Below are 18359 nucleotides of genomic sequence, written 5' to 3'. Positions count from 1 at the left end.
ATCGTAAAACCGCCTTATGACAGACAGCCTATATGGGTTTTTCGTTCTCCTTGCAAAAAGGGAAAAATCATCCCTTTTAGGGACAATATCGCTTCGGAAGGCAAAGAAGCAAAATCAAAGGAGGAAAAAACATGGAAGTTCAAGAGCTTGAAAACATTTTAACATTTGAAAAGATTGATAATTCAAAGCTCACTAAGGAAGACTTTGTAGTTTTGGAAGAAGCAAAAGAGGAGGCGAAGAGAGAAAAGAGATATATGCTTTATTATTATCTGCATACCTTTTTACACATTCAATCTTTCAATTCTAATGCAGGTTATCCAATTGCTCAAAAAATTAAAATGGTTATCAATGCTAGGAGGGAAAAGTCATGGCAATAAGCGTATATGAAATTATTACAAACAAAATGATTGAGAAGCTAGAACAAGGCGTGGTTCCTTGGAGAAAGCCTTGGGTAAACTCTAATGCGGTGAACTGGAAATCTCAAAAGCCCTACCGAGGAATTAATAATTTTCTAGTTGAGCCGGGTGAATATGCTTCTAAGAAGCAAATTTTAGAAGCAGGAGGACGAATAAAAATAGAGGAAATGAAGAATTATCATATTATTGTTTATTGGCATTGGAAAAAATACGAAGATGAGGAGACGAAGGAAGAGAAAACATATGCAAAACCTTTTTACTACAAAGTATGGGAAATTAATAAACAATGTACAGGCTTAGAGAGTAAAAGGGATATACAGGAATTTGAGCATGACCCTATTGAAGAAGCCGAGAGAATTTTCAAAGGCTACAAGGATGCTCCAAGATATTCTTTAAATGGAACAAAAGCTGTATATTATCCGAGACTTGATAAAATAGAGTGCCCACCAATGAAAGATTTTAAAGTTGTCGAAGAGTTCTATTGTACGCTATTCCACGAAATGGTTCATAGTACAGGGCATCAAAAACGACTTTCAAGAGAAGGAGTCACAAAAGAAGGCGTTTCTTTCGGGGATGAAACTTATTCAAAAGAAGAGTTAATCGCTGAAATGGGAGCTTGTATGTTATGCGGAGTTTCTGGAATTGACAACAGCACGATTGATAATAGCGCAAGTTATATAGATTCATGGATTAGGAAGCTTAGAGAAGATAAACGTTTAATTTTACAAGCCGCATCCCAAGCGCAAAAAGCTTCTGATTACATCCTAGGAATTGAACACGAAAAAGAACAAAAATAGTGTCTAGTTGACATAAAAAGGAGAGGTTAAAATGAGTATGTTTAGAGAAACACAGCGAGAAAAGAGAGCAATTAGAGCACTTAAGAAAGCTTTTTCTAACATGTATACACAGGAAGAACAAGAAGAAATAGGCTTCTACGGTGATGAAAAGGACGATCAAACTTACACATGGACTTATGAAACAGATAAGGAAGTTGTAAAGCTCATTTATTCTTACGAGAGAAAAACAATTGATAAACGAGTTACCAGAAGAAAGTAACATTTGAAATCACAAGCACAAGTAAGAAGGGTAACGTTAGTTGCTGATTACAACTAGCGTTCCCTTAAAAATAATAAGTGAATGATGAGGGAGAAAATATGAATACAAAAAAATCTATCATAAAATTAATTTCTGTTTTAACACTTGCTTTAGTAATAATGTGCGGAGCTGTAGGAGGAAAGGCAGAAGCGAGCACTACACCAGCAAATAAGGATTTAATCATAATAAACAAGTATTACAATAAGCTTGCTTACTTCCATAATGGAAAACTTGAAATGGTTGCACCAGTAGCAACAGGAAAGACATGGGATAAAACACCAGTCGGCTTTTTCAAAGTAGTCAATAAGATTAAGAATCGCCCTTACTACACAGGCAATATTCCAGGTGGAGATCCTCGCAATCCATTAGGGAAAAGATGGTTAGGGTTAAATGCAAATGGTACTTATGGCGACACATACGGAATTCATGGAAATAACAATGAAAGCAGTATCGGGAAGTATGTAAGTCAAGGTTGTGTAAGAATGCATAATGCAGATATTGAAAAGCTGTTTGATAAAGTTCAAGTCGGCACACCAGTAGCCATTACTTACTCATATAAGAGTTTTCAGGAGTTAACAAACGTCTACGGATACAAATTTGAAGGCTTTAACATGAAATAGAGGGATTGAAAAAATGATGAAAAATAAAAAGGTTATTTGTCGTGATTGTTTAGGAGAAGTTGAAGAAAGTAACGGAAATTTTGAACTGGAATTATGCAATTACTGCAATCAAACTATGTTAGAAAAAGAAGGAGTGTAATCCATGAAAAAGGCACTACTTGAAATTGAATATAATGAAAGCTATTTAACTGAACATAATACAACATTAGAAAATGAATTAAATTGGTTACTCGAAAGTGAAATTGATGTTACTGACATTAAAAAGCGGACGGGAAATATATTAGTACGTTTTAATGTCTCAGGTTACTCACTTACTGTTTATTTTAATGAACTGTATTATGAACAAGAATCTAAAAAATATGGGAAAGAATTTGATGAAGTTATGTACGAAAAAGCATTAGAAAGAATGATAAATGAGGGTGCATCACTTCCACCATTTCCAACAACATATGTAGTAGAACCATATTAATTTTTTAAACAACAGGTCGAGAAGAGAAGGTCTATAGCTTTCTATTCTCGACCCTCTTAGTTCTTACGCATGGAAGAAATGTCTCCTTACAGTCGAATTTCTTTGATTGGAAAAGCAGGCATCGAGCCTGCTCTATGCTGCTGTAGCAGCATAAAAAGAGGAAGCTTCTAGGCTGTCGCCAAGAAGCTATTAAAAACTTAGTTATGATGGGCTTGTAGCCCATCATAACCTAAATGAATTTATTTAATCACTTTTTCAGTAAGGATAAAATACTAATGATAATCCCTAATAATCCAAAGATGATGAAAGCAGTGAGTTGGATAATCTTTAATAAGAGATCAAACAGGGCGAGATCCATTCCCTCTCCTCCTTTCCTATAAAATAAAAAACATTCTAACCCTTTGGGCAAGAATGCTTTTGGTTTATAGGTGGGAGAGAAAATGCTTATGCATGTCTAAACCTAACCATACACAGACTTAACCCAAAAGGCTAAAAGTGTGTAGGCAGGTCACCTGGCTCGTGTTTCATCCTACTTTGAGTACTTTCCTCATTTCGTCCCCACTTACAGTTGTAGACACAGCTTTGGAATTTAACCAAATTACCTTTTAAGCTTTATCTGTTCAAACAAGAATAGATAAGCACCTATAGATATTATATATCTAATTATTTTAAATATAGTAAAAAATAAAGTATTAGTCAAATAATATCCTAGAATTGCTTCAAAACTTTAAATTCAAAACATTAACTTCTTAGAATCCCTAAATTCTAAAAAAGCTTCCTTTGGGGAGCCCCAAGGGTCTGCTAACAAGGAGTAAGACAGCCAAAAACGCTGTCTAACTCCCTGTTGCATCTGACTCTGCCCTAAAACTTAAGATAACCACGTTCTGTACGGCTGGCGCCTACAGTTCGTAGGTTCCTATAAGTTTCTTTACGGGCCGATCACTCCGAAAATCCTAAGTTCAAAAGATAAAAAATCAAAAAAGGAAAGAAGCCTGGTGGCTTCTTTTTTTATTAAATTGATTTTCCCCTTTTGCCTTCCGAATCGTAAAACGCCATAAGGCATCTAACCTTCCAGGTGAGTGAGCCTCGTTGGCTGCGCCCTCCTCTCACCTGGAAGCTAAGATGCCGAGTCTGTCCAGTATTGTGTTTTTTTATTAAATTGATTTTCCCCTTTTGCCTTCCGAATCGTAAAACGCCATAAGGCATCTAACCTTCCAAGTGAGTGAGCCTCGTTGGCTGCGCCCTCCTCTCACCTGGAAGCTAAGATGCCGAGTCTGTCTATCAACGGCCGAAAACTTTTTTAATTAAAAGCGCTACGCAACATTAAAAAACTTTATCGTAAAACCGCCTTATGACAGACAGCCTATATGGGTTTTTCGTTCTCCTTGCAAAAAGGGAAAAATCATCCCCTTTGGGGACAATATCGCTTCGGAAGGCAAAGAAGTAAAATCATAAGAAAAATATAAAAAGAAAAAAGCAAAGGAGTAAACAGAAAATAGTGTCTAATTGACATAATTGAAAGGGGGTGAACTTCTTTAGGATCGGCTAGTAAATTGAACTATTAGCATTTAGTAACATTTAAAATCACAAGCACAAAGGAGCAATTAATCATGGAATTAGAATCAGTAATTGAAGTAGTTAGAATTAAACAAGAAGTAAGAGAAGTTGAGTTTCCTTATCTTGGTTATGTTGTAGGCTCTCCAGAAGAGGCGGCAGAAGTAGCACAGTGTTATATAGGAGATGAAGACAGAGAAGTTGTCTTGGTTATGATGTTAAACACAAAACATGAGGTTATAGGATTACATCGAGCGCATGTAGGTACTTTAAATTCAAGTGTCTTACATGTACGTGATATCTATAAGTGTGCCATATTAAACAACGCTTGTAGCATATTATTAGCCCATAATCATCCCAGTAATGTATGTAGAGCATCCTCCGAGGACATTAGGGTTACTCAACAACTCGAAGAAGCCGGAATGATTTTAGGTATCCCATTACTTGACCATATTATCGTAGGAAGAGATAGTTTTACCAGTTTAAAAGAAGCCGGAATATTGTCTTAAGTAAATAGTGAGCAAAGGAGGAATCTTCCTCCTTTGGTTAATACGGTGTCTAACTAACATAATTTAAAGGAGGAAAACAAAATGTTTACAGCAGAAGAAATGAAAAAGAAATGTCAGGAGAATATTTGGTTAAAAGTTGGTGGAGTTGATTTTGAAGATGATCCTTGCATGGAATTAGATTACGGATACAATCTTAAGAACTGTGCAACTATTGAGGAATTAGAGAAAAAAATTGGTCAAGGAAACTGGGCTATTCGCCAAGGGTTTGCTTATAAGCAACTCTTATTTGTAAATCAGGTGAATGGTGGCGATGAATGGTGGGCTTGTTATAAGCATGAAGACGGATGTATTGAAGACTTTGAATCCATTACGTTTAGAGAGATTATTAGTCGAGGAGAGTTTAAGGAATATATACAACGCCTTTTAAAAGGCCCAGATGTATACTGGGATGCGTACTCAGAGATTATTAGAGAATATGTAGATTAATGGTTTAAAAGAAACCGGTGTTATATAAAAAAACTAGATAGATAAAGGATTGATAACATGGAACCATTATTAAATTACTATAAATCATTGCCAACAATTGCTGTTGTTGTAACTTGTATTTTAGCAGGGATCTGTATAGTTTTTGCTATATGGATGAGGGTGCAGAAAGAGTATAAAATGGCACTTAAGATAAGCATCATAGGATTTTTATTCTCCTTGTTTCCTCACCTTGCTATAATTCTATCAAAATTACTTACGATTTCTCATAATACACTTTTATCTGAATTTGGTAGTGGTTTGACTCTTATTTTTACTTTATTAATGCTTGCTTTTGTATTAAATATAGCTATTTTTATGCAAAAGAAGTTCGGAAAAAACACAAAAACCAAATAGTTCAATTCGAATGGAGTTGATAATATGAGAGTGTTAACTAATAAGCCAGGAATTGAGTTAGCTAAAGAGATTGTACGAGTAGAGAAAAAGAAAGAAGAACTCATTAAACAAAGTAAACTAAATTTTAAAGTTTATACTAAAAGGAAAAAAGGTATAGTGGTGAGAAGTGTTTGTTGTGTTTGTGAGTGTGAAGTTGAAACTGAAAAGTATAATTCTCTTGAAATAGCACAGTACAAGGCGGCTTCCTTAACTTTGGGAGGAAAGAGAGTAAATGAGTTTGATGTATGTGAACGGTGTCTATCTGAATGTTAAATGAACAGGCGCTTGGAATCTTTTCAATAGATTCTAAGCGCCTAAAAAAATTGAAAAGAACGAATAGAAGAAATATCTCCTTGCAGTCGAATTTCTTTGATTGAAAAGGCAGGCATCGAGCCTGCCCTATGCTGCTGTAGCAGCATAAAGGAGGAAGATTCTCGGCTGACGCCAAGAATCAGGTCGCTTGCTTTGCTAAGCTCCTACTAAAAAAAATATAGGCCTGAAGCCTATATCTATAGGTGAACTTTAGTTTCCAAAGAGCTAGTGTGTACTTACAGTAAAGGTGTTTAATTGTAAAGGGAATTCCTCAAAACTAATCGCCTATAAATAAAGTAAGAGAGTAATCTTTTCAACCAATCTATAACTATTTAACTCTAGTCTGTTTTCTATATTGTGCTTCTATTTCATCCTTAATATCAGATTCTAATGTCCAAGAATTTTTAAATAAAGTGTTCTTATAACCACATTTTGGACATTTGTATTTATACCTACCGAAGTAAGTTCTAGATTCCTTCATTTCCCTATAGTCATTTTTACAATATGGTCCATCTACTCTATCTACGCTAACGCCTGATATATCATTAGTATAAGAACTTGTTCGATTTGCATTCATAAATACTTTCCACTTAAAACCATAAAAATCTATATCATCATTAGCATCATAGTGGCTTGTAAAAGCAAAAAACATAGGAACAGGTGCTTGCATTTTATCAATTTTGTTTCGTATAAGCTTACGTATCACAAGTATAATAACTAGTAATAATATCCAACTTACTAGAAATGTATTATTTACTATTATATTTGAGAGTTCTTTAAAACCGAAAGCTTTTCCAAGGTGTATGAACTGAAAAAAAGATGGAGGTAAAGCTGCAATAAATATAGATGCTAATGCACTAATACTAAAATCTCTAAGAGCACTCTTCATAAATATCACCGATCCTTATTTAGGCTTAATAAATATTCCGTTTATATTATACATGTAAATACAAAATATAGTGTTAAATTACAATTCATCCATAATTATCATACTTCTTTTCTTCGGGGTCACCCTAAAGGGCAATAAGAGAAGGCTAAGGGAGTAAAGACCACTCCCTAATCCTCTCTAATTGTGGCTGAACTGTTAAACAAGTCGATAACTCATGAGAGTACGCATTAAAATGCTACTCTCATTGAGTTCCTGTCTCGTTTGCGCAGGCGCCCACAGTCCACCATTCCAAAAACCTTAAGTTCAAAAGATTAAGAACAAATAATGCGGTTTATTTCAGGCGTCGAGCCTTCATAAATCGATGAAATCCAGAAAGGCACTGGATTTCATACGCAAGGCTATAAATGCCTCGCTTTACATTTGGGTGTAGAGTTATTTTCCTTCTTTGGACTCCCCATTATAATTTTTCGCTCATGACAAACGGAAGGGCTGGCGTGACTCGAAAGGAATTTGGCAAGCCAAGTAGGCTAAGGAACCATAAGGAAGCCAAAAACGCTTCCTAACGGTCCCTAAGTCATTGGGCTGGCCTAAATTCCTAACGAAAACTCGCAAAAAGCAGGCGAGTTTCCTACTCGTCACTGGCAAGCGTGCTTCTTGCGTAAGCACGCCCTTCCCTTTGTTTTCGCTACAAATTGAGTTGGAGTCACCAAACGAAGGAGGAAGATAACATGTTAGAAACAACAATTATCACAACAATTATTCTAGGACTTACAACGCTTTTAATTATTTGGACGATGGAAACAGTGGAGGGCAAAGTTATCAAAAGAACAGCACTTCTCATTTACATATTCATCTTTGTATTCATGGTTGGAAACTTTTTAGTAGAAGTTGCACGATATGTCATTACAAACTAACGGAGAGGGATGTACCCTCTCCTTTTTTATTTGAAAATAATCTTGTCAGTAAGGAAAGGATAGATTCCTTTTCTTTATTTTTTATAGAAAAACAGTCAGTTTTTTCAGGCATCGAGCCTTCATAAACCGATGAAATCCAGAAAAGCACTGGATTTCATACGCAAGGCTATAAATGCCTTGCTTTACGTTTGGGTGTAGAGTTATTTTCCTTCTTTGGACTCCCCATTATAATTTTTCGCTCATGACAAACGGAAGGGCTGGCATGACTCGAAAGGAATTTGGCAAGCCAAGTAGGCTAAGGGACCATAAGGAAGCCAAAAACGCTTCCTAACGGTCCCTAAGTCATTGGGCTGGCCTAAATTCCTAACGAAAACTCGCAAAAGGCAGGCGAGTTTCCTACTCGTCACTGGCAAGCGTGCTTCTGCGTAAGCACGCCCTTCCCTTTGTTTTCGCTACAAATTGAGTTGGAGTCACCAAACGAAGGAGGAAGATAACATGTTATCAACAGTAATCGCAACAGTAATTATTTTAGGAGCTTTATCATTCTTAATCATCTGGACACTAGAAACAGTGGAGAGTGACAGAATCAAAACAACAGCATTAATCATTTATCTTTTCACATTTGTATTCATGATTGGAAACTTTCTAGTAGAAGTAGCGCGATACGCTATCACAAACTAACGGAGAGGGGTGTACCCTCTCCTTTTTTATTTGAAAATAATCTTGTCACTAAGGAAAGGAGGTAACCCCTCGCAAGTATTTATAAGAGGATAGAACAAAATAAAGTGGAGACAATTAGATAAGAGTACTATTCCGATTACTTCAGGCATCGAGCCTTCATAATCGGTTGAATTCAAGCTTTGCATGAATTCAAATCCCCCGGATGCATGCAGCTGATGCTCACACAGCTTTTCATCCGGGGGATCAATACTTTATAAGAGGATAACGCAAGATAAGGTTGAGACAGCAAAGTAGAGGAATGTTCCAATTATTCAAGGCATCGAGCCTTCATAATTGGCTGAATCCAAGCTTTGCAAGGATTCAGATTGCCCGATGCACGCAACTGCTTTCAAGGCAGTTTTGCATCGGGCAATCGCTATTGCGCTTATAGCTTGAAAATAACTTTTAGTATATATAAATAATAAATATTATAGGATTTATTATAAATTTTATAGAATACTAGATTGGGAAGAAAAACAGAGGAGTTTATATTGGATTTTTCAAGATATTTATAGTTTAATTGGTATTATTTCTATAAACATTATAGATTTGGGTATATAACCATATGAAAGTTATAGGTTTATACTTAAAATAATAAAGTTTATAGTAATTTCTATAAAATATCTGCAAATAGCTTGATAAAATTAATCATTTAAGTTATAATAAGATTATAAATAAAAGATAATAAATTACCCGAAGGGAATGGTTTTATAATGTATAAATTAGTATTAGCAAATGACATCGGTAACGATAAAATGAAAATCCTTGAGCCAGGAGCACCTTTACGTAAGATTCCTAGCGTATATAAAAGACTCATGAAAAAACCGGATGTGCATGAGACGGATGTAGAAAAGAATGTTGTAAATCTTCTAGATCAATTGGTAGTACATATCACTAGCGAATCTATTAAACGAGATGGAACTTATATGGTTGGTAAAAGAGCCATGCAATCAGCTAAAAGTATTAAAAACATGGATATTGTTAACGGAGAAAAACATAAAGATGATTTACCTTTAATTAATACTCTAGGTTATGCAGCAGCTAGAACGGTTCAAAAAGCTTATAAAAAAGAGGGGACATTACCTTCAGTTGTTCATTCTAAAGTGTTTATGAGTTCAGCTATTCCAGCAAGTCAACATACTTCACACACAGCTAAACATTTAGAAGAACGTTTTACAGGAGCAGATAAATCTTTAGAGCATGTTGTTATTGTGTATGTTGGAGATAAAGCCGTAACCGTTCAATTGCAATTTGAATGGGTTAAAGTGACTAAAGAAGGTATTCCGGCTTTATATGCCATCATAGAAGGCTCAGAAGACATGTTTAAAGAGTTCTCACAAACATATTACGAAGGTAAAGAAATTACTGGTGAATACTTTGAGAATAAGAAAATGATGCATTTGGATATTGGTTCCGGTACGACAGAGAAAATTTATACTGAAGGCATGGAACCAAAGCCAGATGTTTGTACAGGAGATAGATTAGGAGTAGGTCACGCTGTTGATGAAGCTCTAAAAGAATTCAAGAGAAGAAGTGGAAATATCGGAGATATTAAACGTCAACAATTCGTGGATATTATTGAAAATCCAGAAGATAACGAAAAAGATTACGAATTAGCAAAAGAAATTCTGGAAGAAGCTCGTATTGATCAGGCTGAACAAATTCTTGAAAATGGTCGTAGTGCTTATACACAAGATTTTTCTAGCAAACCAGAAATTATTACAGTCTATGGTGGAGGATCAATTGAATTCCGGGACGAAATGTATGAAGAATTAGTTGAATTTAGTGATGCTGTCAGAGCTAAAGTTTTATGGATTCCAGAAAAATATGCAGTGGAAATGAACGTTAGAGGTTTAGATGTTTTAAATCAAAATATGTTCCTAGAAGATGAGTATGAAGAAGCTCTTGAAGAAAAAGAAGAGAATTCTGTAGCAGTGGAGCAATAATTTTATGGCTAAGAAAGGGAAAGGTAACGAGAGAACACAAATTAACGTAAAGTTTAAAGCGAAAGAGACAGAAGAATTTTATGATTGGTTTGATAATCAATCCAACATTTCAGATTCAGTTCGTTACATCGTTTACCATGCTATAAAACAATATGGAACAGGTGACGTTTTAGAATATGGTGTTCAAGAGCGTATACAAATGGATAACATACTCTTAAATAGCCTTAGAGACATAAATGTATTGGAACTAATTCAAAGGGGTTCAGAAGGCCGAAATAAGCCTTCTGAATCTGTCATGATATCAAGTGAACCTAAGAGCCAAGAACGACCTGTAAATGTTGAAAAAGGGCCTTCTGAAGAAGTTTCAAAGGAAGCTATTGAAGAAGTAATTCAAGAGCAAGATAGTCCAGTGATCGAAGAACAGGAAGAGAAAAAGGTTGCTGTTCAAGAAGAGAGAAAAAAGAAAAAGAACAAATACAAAAATGTATCGCCAGATGCATTTTAGGAGGATGCGAAAGCATCCTCCTAAAGTTTATATTTAGACATATATCTCTCGCCTCTAACTTCTGCTATAAAAGAGTTTGCTAAAGGTAATTGATTCAATTCTTCATGAAGATATTTTGGCATGTAAACAATAATACGTTCTTTCTCTTCATCGGTAATTACAATGTTATTTGGAACTCCCTTAAATGGGAGTTGACCTAGTGCAGGATCGGTGAGAATATCAAAAACCAACATCCCTGCATTTATTTGAAATCTAAAAGATACGTCATTAATTTTTTCTTTTAATTTTTTGTTGAAATATAATCCAACTTGAGTTGGATTTCCTTGTGTTTTTAACTTGTCATTCACTTTTTTTTTTTCGTAAAAAGCAATCTTATCAAAGTAATAGCAAAGTAAAAATCCTAGAAATTCATTATCAAAATATTCTTCTTTATTAATCGCTTCCACTTCTTTTTTCATCTGTAAAATTTTTTTGTAATACTCTTCGGTAATCCTCAAAGTATAGTTGTCCTTTTTCATTTTAAAGCTTTTAGAAGAAATATAAGAAGCAATATGTTCAGGAGTAGACTTATGAGGGCTTTTCATAAACAATTCATAGAGTCCATAGTTAATTAGTTTTGCTTGACTAGCTTTTAGGTTTTTTGAATAATTTTCAATCTTTTTTCTAATTCTTGTAGGCGCTTTATACGCCACAATATGCACTGATTTATCCATGTTTCCCTCCCTCTTTTTTAGTATGTAAAATACATCCAATATAACTATTTTAAAATTTATAATTGTATTGTACACTAATAATGGATGGAAATAAATAGGGTTGGAGGTGTTATCTAACAAATATTCACTATAATTTAAATAAAAAAGTGAGCTTAAAATAGTAAAAACAATGTTTATTTTAGTAATATCCAATTTTTTATATCTAAAAATTATTTTTTTGAAAAATAGGAGGTAACTATATGTCGAGAACCGCAGGGGATCACTTTGAAAATGGCGTAAATCGTGTTGTTGATGAACTTATTAGAAAGCTGTTTGAAAGACGTGAACAAATGGTTCAAAGAGAAGAAGAACTAGTAAGACAACACAATCAAATGGTTAGTGAACTTGAGAAAAACATGCTGGAGAATTATAAGGGTAAGAGTTTCTTGATTGAAGGAGAAGAAGGGCACTTTGCAATGAAAGGAATAGAGAATAATCATGCTTTATTCCAAAGTAAAGATAAACAAATTGAAGTACCTCTAAGCGAGTTTGAATCCACTGTAAAAGCCATAGAACGAGAAAGAGAAATAACACCTCCTTTTATCCAAACAGAGCCTCAAAAATCAAATGAATTAGCAACTGGAGAAAGAGAACGAGAAGACATAAATCGGAATTTTAATGTTGAAAAAGAAAGTACTTTTGTTCCTCAAAATAGCGAAGATCCTAATGATAAAAGTTTAAATGAAAGTGTAGAACGAGAAACACAAGAGAATATAAATCCAGAGATTTATGTTCAGGATAATGGTATTCCAAATGAAGACAATCAAAGAGAAGAAAGTAAAGAACCTCCTTCTATAGCACTTAATGAAAATGTTCAAGAGAATGTTTCCTTTGAGCGAGAAAGAAGCGAAGATGATACGAGAGAGCAGGAAAGAAATGATGAAGGAAGAGAAGATGGAAAACAAGCTGAAGTAAGAGCTGATGCTATAGTAGTTCCTTCTAACATAAGAGGGCAAATGGAGGCAATAAGTTATTTAAAACAGATGTCAGCTAAAGAGATTGTTAAGCAGATGAAAGAAGCTCAAAAAGAAGCTCAAAGAAACGGTGAACCTTTACATGTAGCTTATAAAGCTAACCTGCAAGAACATATCAATGAAAGAGTAGAAATTTCTAGAGAAAGAGTATTAGATAAGTCGATTAAAATTCATGATAAGAGTGATGAATTACGAATGGATTTAAGAGAAGCAGAACGTAAAATTAATCAGAGCATGGGAATGCTGCAACAAGCAAAATTGGAACAAAAAATTAGTCAAAAAGAGTATGAAAGTTTAAAAGAAAAGTTAGATGAAAAGAAAGCTGAATTACATGAACGGGAAGCTAAGGTAGATAGAAACGAAAAGAAAATGGAAAACCAACTTAAGTCAGATTTAAAAGAACAATATCCAGGTTTAAAAACTGATAAATTAACAATGGCAGAAACTATTGCTATTGCTACAGCTTCTAGTCAAATGATTAATGAAAAAACAGTTGAAAACTTAAGAAGTTTTTCATTAGAAAATGAGTTAAAAGGTGCTATTCAATCCATAGATAAAGCAAATAAAGAAATTGAACATGAGATTGAAGAAACATTAACTATTTCTAGATAAAAAAAGCTCTAACCCTCATCGAGGGTAGAGCTTTTTTTGTTTTCTATTCTCTCGTTCCATTTATTAATAACGAACTGTTGATTTGCTTTAAAGAAAGATGAAAAAACATCAAGTAATAATTCCGCATCTTTAGGTTCTAAAGGTAATTGATTTTCTTCAAGATGTTGCTCAATATATTTTTCAAATAAGGCACCTTTTTCAATTAACCGCCTGGTTCTTTGTCTTCGTTCTTCAGGCTCCTTTTTAAAGTTAGAAATCTTACTATGATCCTTTAATACTTTCTTTCTCTTTTCTAACTTATCAATTTTATCAAGAGCATCTTCATACCGTTTCCAGGAATCAAATCTCATAATTTGTCTCCTCTATTATTGATGAACAGTCTCTCTATGTTCGCTAAAATTGCTTTGCTCAGATTGAACTTCTTCAACTTCAGATTGATTTAATAAAGTTTCAACTTTAGGTTTAAGTTCACTAATAATTAATTGAGCAGTCTCAAGATCCTCGATGCCCCATTCTTCCCTAAAAATTTTACCTAACTCTTCATCTCTTTTTCTCTCTTGTTCTTTTAATTGCTCTTGTAATTTTTTGATTTGTTCTTGAATGCTATCAATCTTTTTAGCCGGGTCTTTTCTTGGCATTAAAAATCACCTCATATGGATATTTTTCTTTATTATAGCATTGAAACCATACTTTGGGAAGTGGTATAATATCCATGTGGAGAAAACACATGGCGCAATTATACAGTCGATGTCTCGACTGTTAATATGCGAATCCCGAAATAACTTTCGGTATTGATTTTCAATCCCTCGCTACGCTCCAGATTGAAAAGTTGTTTTACCCGCAGGGGCTAGCGAACAGAACAGAAGGAGGTGCAAGGTCAATGAGTTCATCCAGTCTACATTTTAGTGTTAATATCATTTCTCGAAAACAAGGAAGATCTACGGTTGCATGCGCTGCTTATCGTAGTGATGAATCGTTATATGATGAGCGTAATGAAAGAGAATTTCGTTTTAAAAAGCATGAAGTAAAACCGGAGTCTTTTATCCTTGCACCTTCTCACGCACCTGAATGGGTAAACGACAGACAACGTCTTTGGAATGAAGTTGAGAAAGTTGAAAAGGTTTGGACTGCTCAATTATCTAGAGAAGTCGTTGTAGCTATTCCAAATGAATTAAATGAGCAACAACAACGTGACTTAATTGAGTCTTTTGTTAAGAATGAGTTTGTAGAAAAGGGAATGGTTGCGGATGTATGTATTCACCGAGACCATACTGCCAATCCTCACGCTCATATCATGTTAACAATGCGTCCGTTTAATGAAGATGGTTCATGGGGTTCTAAGCGTCCTTTCACTGGAGAACGTGACGAAAAAGGGCGTAAAGTTTTTGGGACTAATCCTTGGGATAATAGAGAAAATGTTCAGTTATGGAGAGATCGTTATCAAGATTTAGTAAACCAAGAATATCAACGCTTAAACATTGAAAGAAGAATCGATTTACGTTCTTATGAGAAGCAAGGAAGAGAAGAAATTCCAACTGTACATTTAGGTCATTCTGTTTCTGCAATGGAGAAAAAAGCCAAAGAAGAAGCACAACAAAAAGGAGTAGAATATCGACCTGTTACAGAGAAGGCTCAAATCAATCAATCTATTCAACAAGCTAATGAAAAGATTAAAGAATATAATAAAGATTTTACTGAACTAGATCGTAAGATTGTTGATTTTGAAGAGAAGAAAAGAGAGATTGAAAGTGACTTAAAACGTTCACTTGAAAAGAGTGGTTATTGGAATCAAATGACCGATAAAGAGAAAATATCTGTCATGTATGTACGTAATCGAATGAAAGAAGATGTAACTCTTACGGTTGCACTTAAGTGTCAATCCCAATTTGAAAATTGGGGTAAGTCTCTAGATAAAAAAGAAGAAGGATTACGCAAAGAAATAGAGGACATTAAAGCTTCAAAGAAACTATATGAAAGTTATATCAAAGCACCTGAAAATACACTTGAAAAAGACGGTGCTCAACGTAAATTAGGACGTCTTGGATTCTCTGTTTCTAACTATAAAGAAGAACTCCAAAAACGTTCTGTAGAATGTAAGAAAGCTATTGAGTCTTATCGTAGTGAGAAAGAGAAGTTTGTAGAGAATAAGGAACGTGTTAATGATACGGTTCAACTTCTAAAAGAAGTGACAATAGATCAATCTAGAATCCTTTATAAAAATGATGCAAAACTTCAAGAATTGCATCCTCAAGAAATGGACCGACTACTTCAAGAATTTAGAGAAAGAGGTCGTATTATTCCTCTGGATCAAGCGAAAGAATTTGTTCATTCTTATGAAAGACAAACCGAAAATAAACAACTTAGTGTAGTAGAACAATACGATAAGTTCAAGAAGGATAATCAATTTGTTGTAAATTGGGCAAGAAGTGTTCAACGTAAAGAGAAAGAGGCTGAATCTTTACGAGAAACAAACCCAGTAGAATATGCAAAAATGCAACAAGATATTGCGAAGCAGAAGGAAGCTATTGCAGAACGTGTGAAGCTTGTAAAAACATCTATTCATGTTCTAGAAAAAACTATGATTGCGAAAGTACGTGAACAGTATCCAGAACAGAATTGGACGCAAAAATTAAATGCTTCTACAGCACGAAAAATCCTTAAGTTGAATGAACAAGAAAAGCGTATTGTTCCAGTAGGAGAAATTATGAAACACGTGAGTCAAGATAAACAGAAAAACTCTAGTTTCTATCAGGATAAATTTGAAAATAGTCGTCAGCAAAATTCAAAAGAACCTCGAAAAGACTTTGAGGAAATGTATGCGAAGAACCGTGCTAAAGAAGAATTAATGAATGGAATTGCTGACAGCGTTAAAGATTTGATAGATGATTCAGATAAGGGAAGAAAATCTGATATAGATAGAGTTTTAGATGAGAATAGTAGAAAGTCACAATCTAAAAATAGAGGGCAAGGATTTAGTCGATAAGGAGGAGAAAAATTGAAACAAAATATTGATAAAGGAACTCTGTTAGTATCGGTTATTATGGGTTTAATGGTTGCACTTGTGGCAGATTTATTCCTATTAAGTTTCTTTACTAACTTTCCTGCAAACCATAGTATGGATGATGTAGTAAATGGTGTGAAAAAACCGTTTGAGCTACTTGAACTAGCGAAAGTTCAAGATATGTTTCTTCCTCTTCAAGTAGCTGCTCTTGCAGCTGGTGTATTTCTATCTTATAAATTATATAAGTTGTTTGTGGGGAATGGAAAATACAAAGATGCTTCTAACTATGGAGCACATGGTACATCACGCTTTGCGAAAGAAAGTGAAGTGTTTAATGATAAAGATTTTGTAAGAAAAACCTTTAGTGGTAGTGCTCAAAAAAACCTAAAAAATACTCCGGGGTTGATATTTGGTGTTTTGAATAAAAGACCAATAATACTTCCGGAGAATACTAAAATTCCTAATAGAAATGTTTTTATTGTTGGTTCCCCTGGGTCGGGTAAAACTCAGTCTTATATTCTTACAAATTTAATTTTTGAAAAGAATCGTTCAATGGTTATCACGGATCCAAAAGGTGAAATTTACGAGGCGACAGCCCGATTGAAGAAAGAGCAAGGGTACGAGGTTCACTTAATCAACTTTAAAGAAATGTTAGTTTCGGACAGATATAATCCCATCGATTATATAACAAAGGAAGTTGAGGCTGAACAGGTAGCAAATACTATTGTTATTAACTCCATGCAAGGACAAAAACCTGACTTTTGGACAAAAGCTGAAATAGCATTATTAAAGACTTTACTACTTTATGTTAAAGAGGAATGTCCGGGTGAAGCGACACTTGCTACTGTAAAACATATTCTTACGGTTCATGGGGCAACACCTGAAGACATGGATGAATTTTTCAAACGGTTAGAACCTGATCATCCAGCATTTTCTGCTTATCAAATTGTAAGAATGGCTAGTGATAAGGTCCGCGATAGTATCTTTGTTTCTCTAGCTATTACCTTATCAAAATTTGATGCTAAAGATGTTAGGAAGTTCACTGAAACAAGTGACTTTCAGTTAGATGATATTGGGCGTAAGAAAATGATTGTTTATGTAGTATTACCGGTTGCAGATAGTACATGGGAGCCATTAACAGCTAACTTCTTTACACAAATGTTCCAACGATTATACGATGTGGCAGATAAAAACTTCAACAAACTTCCTGTTCCAGTAAACTTATTTTTAGATGAATTTCCTAACCTAGGCACTATACCGGGCTATGAAGAGATTTTAGCGACATGTCGTTCTTATGGAATATCATCTAGTACTATTATTCAATCTCTAGGGCAGTTAATTGATAAATACAGTAAAGAAAAAGCTGAAGCTATTATTGGTAACTGTAGTTTAAGATACTTATTGGGTGTAGGAGATAAATTGACGGCTGAATACTTCTCAGAATTAATTGGTAAAACTACAATAAGTACTCACTCTACTTCTGTCTCTAAGAATAGCAAAGGTGGTTCAGACTCTAAGTCTGATAGCTACACAGGACGAAATCTTCTTACTCCAGATGAATTAACTCGTATGGATCGATCCGAGGCTATATTACTTGTTTCTGGGGGATATAGTATTAAACTGAAGAAAGCTTTCCAGTTTAATTTCTTTAAAGGTGTTCTTAACGATGAAAATAAAACGAGTCGATTTGATTATCTTAACTTAATGCGTTCAAACAATTTAGAAATTGATTCAAATGATGTAAATGAGGAAGTTACTATAGAGCTAGATAAAGAAGCTGAAAGCCTACAGATTGAGGAATCTAAGAAAGAAATATCGCCTTCAAAGGAAGATTCTCAAGAGGGATTTACTTTAGAAGACTTGGTTCAAGAAGAGGAATATAAAGAACCTACTAAAATAGAACCAAAAGTATCGTCTGTAGGTGAGACAATTATGCAAAATATAGATTCAGTCGACGGTTCTATTCGTAAATATGATGAGAAGGTCCAGAACTTTGAAAATGATATGAAAGAAGCTGAACGTAAGGCAGAAGCTGAACGTAAAGCCGAGGAGGAACGTAAGGCAGAAGCTGAACGTAAAGCCGAGGAGGAACGCAAGGCGGAAGCTGAACGTAAAGCCGAAGAGGAGCGCAAGGCAGAAGCTGAACGTAAAGC

Annotated in this window: 21 protein-coding genes and 1 riboswitch; of the genes, 17 read left to right on the top strand and 4 right to left on the bottom strand. The window is 34.7% G+C overall.

Annotated features, from left to right (window positions below; all coding sequences use genetic code 11):
• Positions 1-131 precede the first annotated feature (131 nt).
• The 10 genes from BM012_RS25300 to BM012_RS25260 all read left to right on the top strand — a co-directional run bounded on the left by BM012_RS25300 (position 132) and on the right by BM012_RS25260 (position 5854).
• Positions 132-377, top strand: coding sequence for a hypothetical protein (locus BM012_RS25300; protein ID WP_061802906.1), 246 nt, complete (start codon positions 132-134; stop codon positions 375-377).
• On the top strand, positions 368-1213 hold the full coding sequence (locus BM012_RS25295; protein ID WP_061802907.1) for an ArdC family protein: 846 nt from the start codon (positions 368-370) through the stop codon (positions 1211-1213). Before BM012_RS25300 ends, BM012_RS25295 begins: the two co-directional genes overlap by 10 nt.
• Before the next feature lie 31 nt (positions 1214-1244).
• Positions 1245-1472 carry a hypothetical protein gene (locus BM012_RS25290; RefSeq protein WP_061802908.1) on the top strand — a complete coding sequence of 76 codons (228 nt, stop codon included), beginning with the start codon at positions 1245-1247 and terminating at the stop codon, positions 1470-1472.
• A gap of 98 nt (positions 1473-1570) precedes the next feature.
• A complete protein-coding gene (locus tag BM012_RS25285; protein WP_074842935.1) occupies positions 1571-2131 on the top strand; it encodes a L,D-transpeptidase in 561 nt (186 codons plus the stop codon).
• A 13-nt stretch (positions 2132-2144) separates the two neighbouring features.
• The gene (locus tag BM012_RS27140) at positions 2145-2270 is read left to right on the top strand and encodes a hypothetical protein (protein ID WP_268801458.1); all 126 of its coding nucleotides are present in this window, start codon (positions 2145-2147) and stop codon (positions 2268-2270) included.
• 3 nt (positions 2271-2273) lie between these two features.
• Positions 2274-2600, top strand: coding sequence for a hypothetical protein (locus BM012_RS25280; protein ID WP_061802909.1), 327 nt, complete (start codon positions 2274-2276; stop codon positions 2598-2600).
• A gap of 485 nt (positions 2601-3085) precedes the next feature.
• Positions 3086-3261, bottom strand: a riboswitch (cobalamin riboswitch).
• A gap of 949 nt (positions 3262-4210) precedes the next feature.
• The gene (locus tag BM012_RS25275; RefSeq protein WP_061802910.1) at positions 4211-4663 is read left to right on the top strand and encodes a JAB domain-containing protein; all 453 of its coding nucleotides are present in this window, start codon (positions 4211-4213) and stop codon (positions 4661-4663) included.
• Positions 4664-4744: 81 nt separating this feature from the next.
• The gene (locus BM012_RS25270; protein WP_061802911.1) at positions 4745-5149 is read left to right on the top strand and encodes a hypothetical protein; all 405 of its coding nucleotides are present in this window, start codon (positions 4745-4747) and stop codon (positions 5147-5149) included.
• A gap of 57 nt (positions 5150-5206) precedes the next feature.
• Positions 5207-5542: a hypothetical protein gene (locus tag BM012_RS25265; RefSeq protein WP_061802912.1), complete on the top strand. Its 336-nt coding sequence runs from the start codon at positions 5207-5209 to the stop codon at positions 5540-5542.
• A 30-nt stretch (positions 5543-5572) separates the two neighbouring features.
• The gene (locus BM012_RS25260) at positions 5573-5854 is read left to right on the top strand and encodes a hypothetical protein (RefSeq protein WP_139210465.1); all 282 of its coding nucleotides are present in this window, start codon (positions 5573-5575) and stop codon (positions 5852-5854) included.
• A 367-nt stretch (positions 5855-6221) separates the two neighbouring features.
• Here the strand turns inward: BM012_RS25260 and BM012_RS25255 are convergent, their stop codons facing one another.
• Positions 6222-6782: a hypothetical protein gene (locus tag BM012_RS25255; RefSeq protein WP_061802914.1), complete on the bottom strand. Its 561-nt coding sequence runs from the start codon at positions 6780-6782 to the stop codon at positions 6222-6224.
• A gap of 728 nt (positions 6783-7510) precedes the next feature.
• On the opposite strand from BM012_RS25255, the gene BM012_RS25250 reads away from it, so the two are divergent.
• The 4 genes from BM012_RS25250 to BM012_RS25235 all read left to right on the top strand — a co-directional run bounded on the left by BM012_RS25250 (position 7511) and on the right by BM012_RS25235 (position 10867).
• Positions 7511-7696, top strand: coding sequence for a hypothetical protein (locus BM012_RS25250; protein WP_061802915.1), 186 nt, complete (start codon positions 7511-7513; stop codon positions 7694-7696).
• Positions 7697-8191: 495 nt separating this feature from the next.
• Positions 8192-8377 carry a hypothetical protein gene (locus BM012_RS25245; RefSeq protein WP_061802916.1) on the top strand — a complete coding sequence of 62 codons (186 nt, stop codon included), beginning with the start codon at positions 8192-8194 and terminating at the stop codon, positions 8375-8377.
• A 752-nt stretch (positions 8378-9129) separates the two neighbouring features.
• Positions 9130-10362 carry a ParM/StbA family protein gene (locus BM012_RS25240; RefSeq protein ID WP_061802917.1) on the top strand — a complete coding sequence of 411 codons (1233 nt, stop codon included), beginning with the start codon at positions 9130-9132 and terminating at the stop codon, positions 10360-10362.
• Between the two features lie 4 nt (positions 10363-10366).
• On the top strand, positions 10367-10867 hold the full coding sequence (locus BM012_RS25235) for a hypothetical protein (protein ID WP_061802918.1): 501 nt from the start codon (positions 10367-10369) through the stop codon (positions 10865-10867).
• A gap of 20 nt (positions 10868-10887) precedes the next feature.
• Here the strand turns inward: BM012_RS25235 and BM012_RS25230 are convergent, their stop codons facing one another.
• Entirely contained in the window at positions 10888-11580 is a 693-nt protein-coding gene (locus BM012_RS25230) for a hypothetical protein (RefSeq protein ID WP_061802919.1), read from the bottom strand.
• 329 nt (positions 11581-11909) lie between these two features.
• Here BM012_RS25230 and BM012_RS25225 point away from each other — a divergent pair, with 329 nt between their 5' ends.
• Entirely contained in the window at positions 11910-13205 is a 1296-nt protein-coding gene (locus tag BM012_RS25225) for a hypothetical protein (protein ID WP_139210464.1), read from the top strand.
• An 8-nt stretch (positions 13206-13213) separates the two neighbouring features.
• On the opposite strand, the gene BM012_RS25220 is transcribed toward BM012_RS25225, so the two are convergent.
• Both BM012_RS25220 and BM012_RS25215 read right to left on the bottom strand, forming a co-directional pair.
• Entirely contained in the window at positions 13214-13555 is a 342-nt protein-coding gene (locus BM012_RS25220; protein WP_061802921.1) for a hypothetical protein, read from the bottom strand.
• A 15-nt stretch (positions 13556-13570) separates the two neighbouring features.
• A complete protein-coding gene (locus BM012_RS25215) occupies positions 13571-13843 on the bottom strand; it encodes a hypothetical protein (protein WP_061802922.1) in 273 nt (90 codons plus the stop codon).
• 242 nt (positions 13844-14085) lie between these two features.
• Between BM012_RS25215 and mobQ the strand changes: the two genes are divergently transcribed.
• Together mobQ and BM012_RS26700 are read left to right on the top strand one after the other, a co-directional pair.
• Positions 14086-16188: a MobQ family relaxase gene (gene mobQ, locus BM012_RS25210; protein ID WP_061802923.1), complete on the top strand. Its 2103-nt coding sequence runs from the start codon at positions 14086-14088 to the stop codon at positions 16186-16188.
• A 12-nt stretch (positions 16189-16200) separates the two neighbouring features.
• Positions 16201-18359 (top strand): VirD4-like conjugal transfer protein, CD1115 family (locus BM012_RS26700; protein WP_074842934.1); only part of this gene is annotated, 2159 nt, incomplete at its 3' end.

Origin of the sequence: Priestia endophytica DSM 13796 (assembly GCF_900115845.1) — a bacterium.
Classification (GTDB): domain Bacteria; phylum Bacillota; class Bacilli; order Bacillales; family Bacillaceae_H; genus Bacillus_I; species Bacillus_I endophytica.
This window is presented reverse-complemented; position numbering and strand designations above follow the sequence as displayed.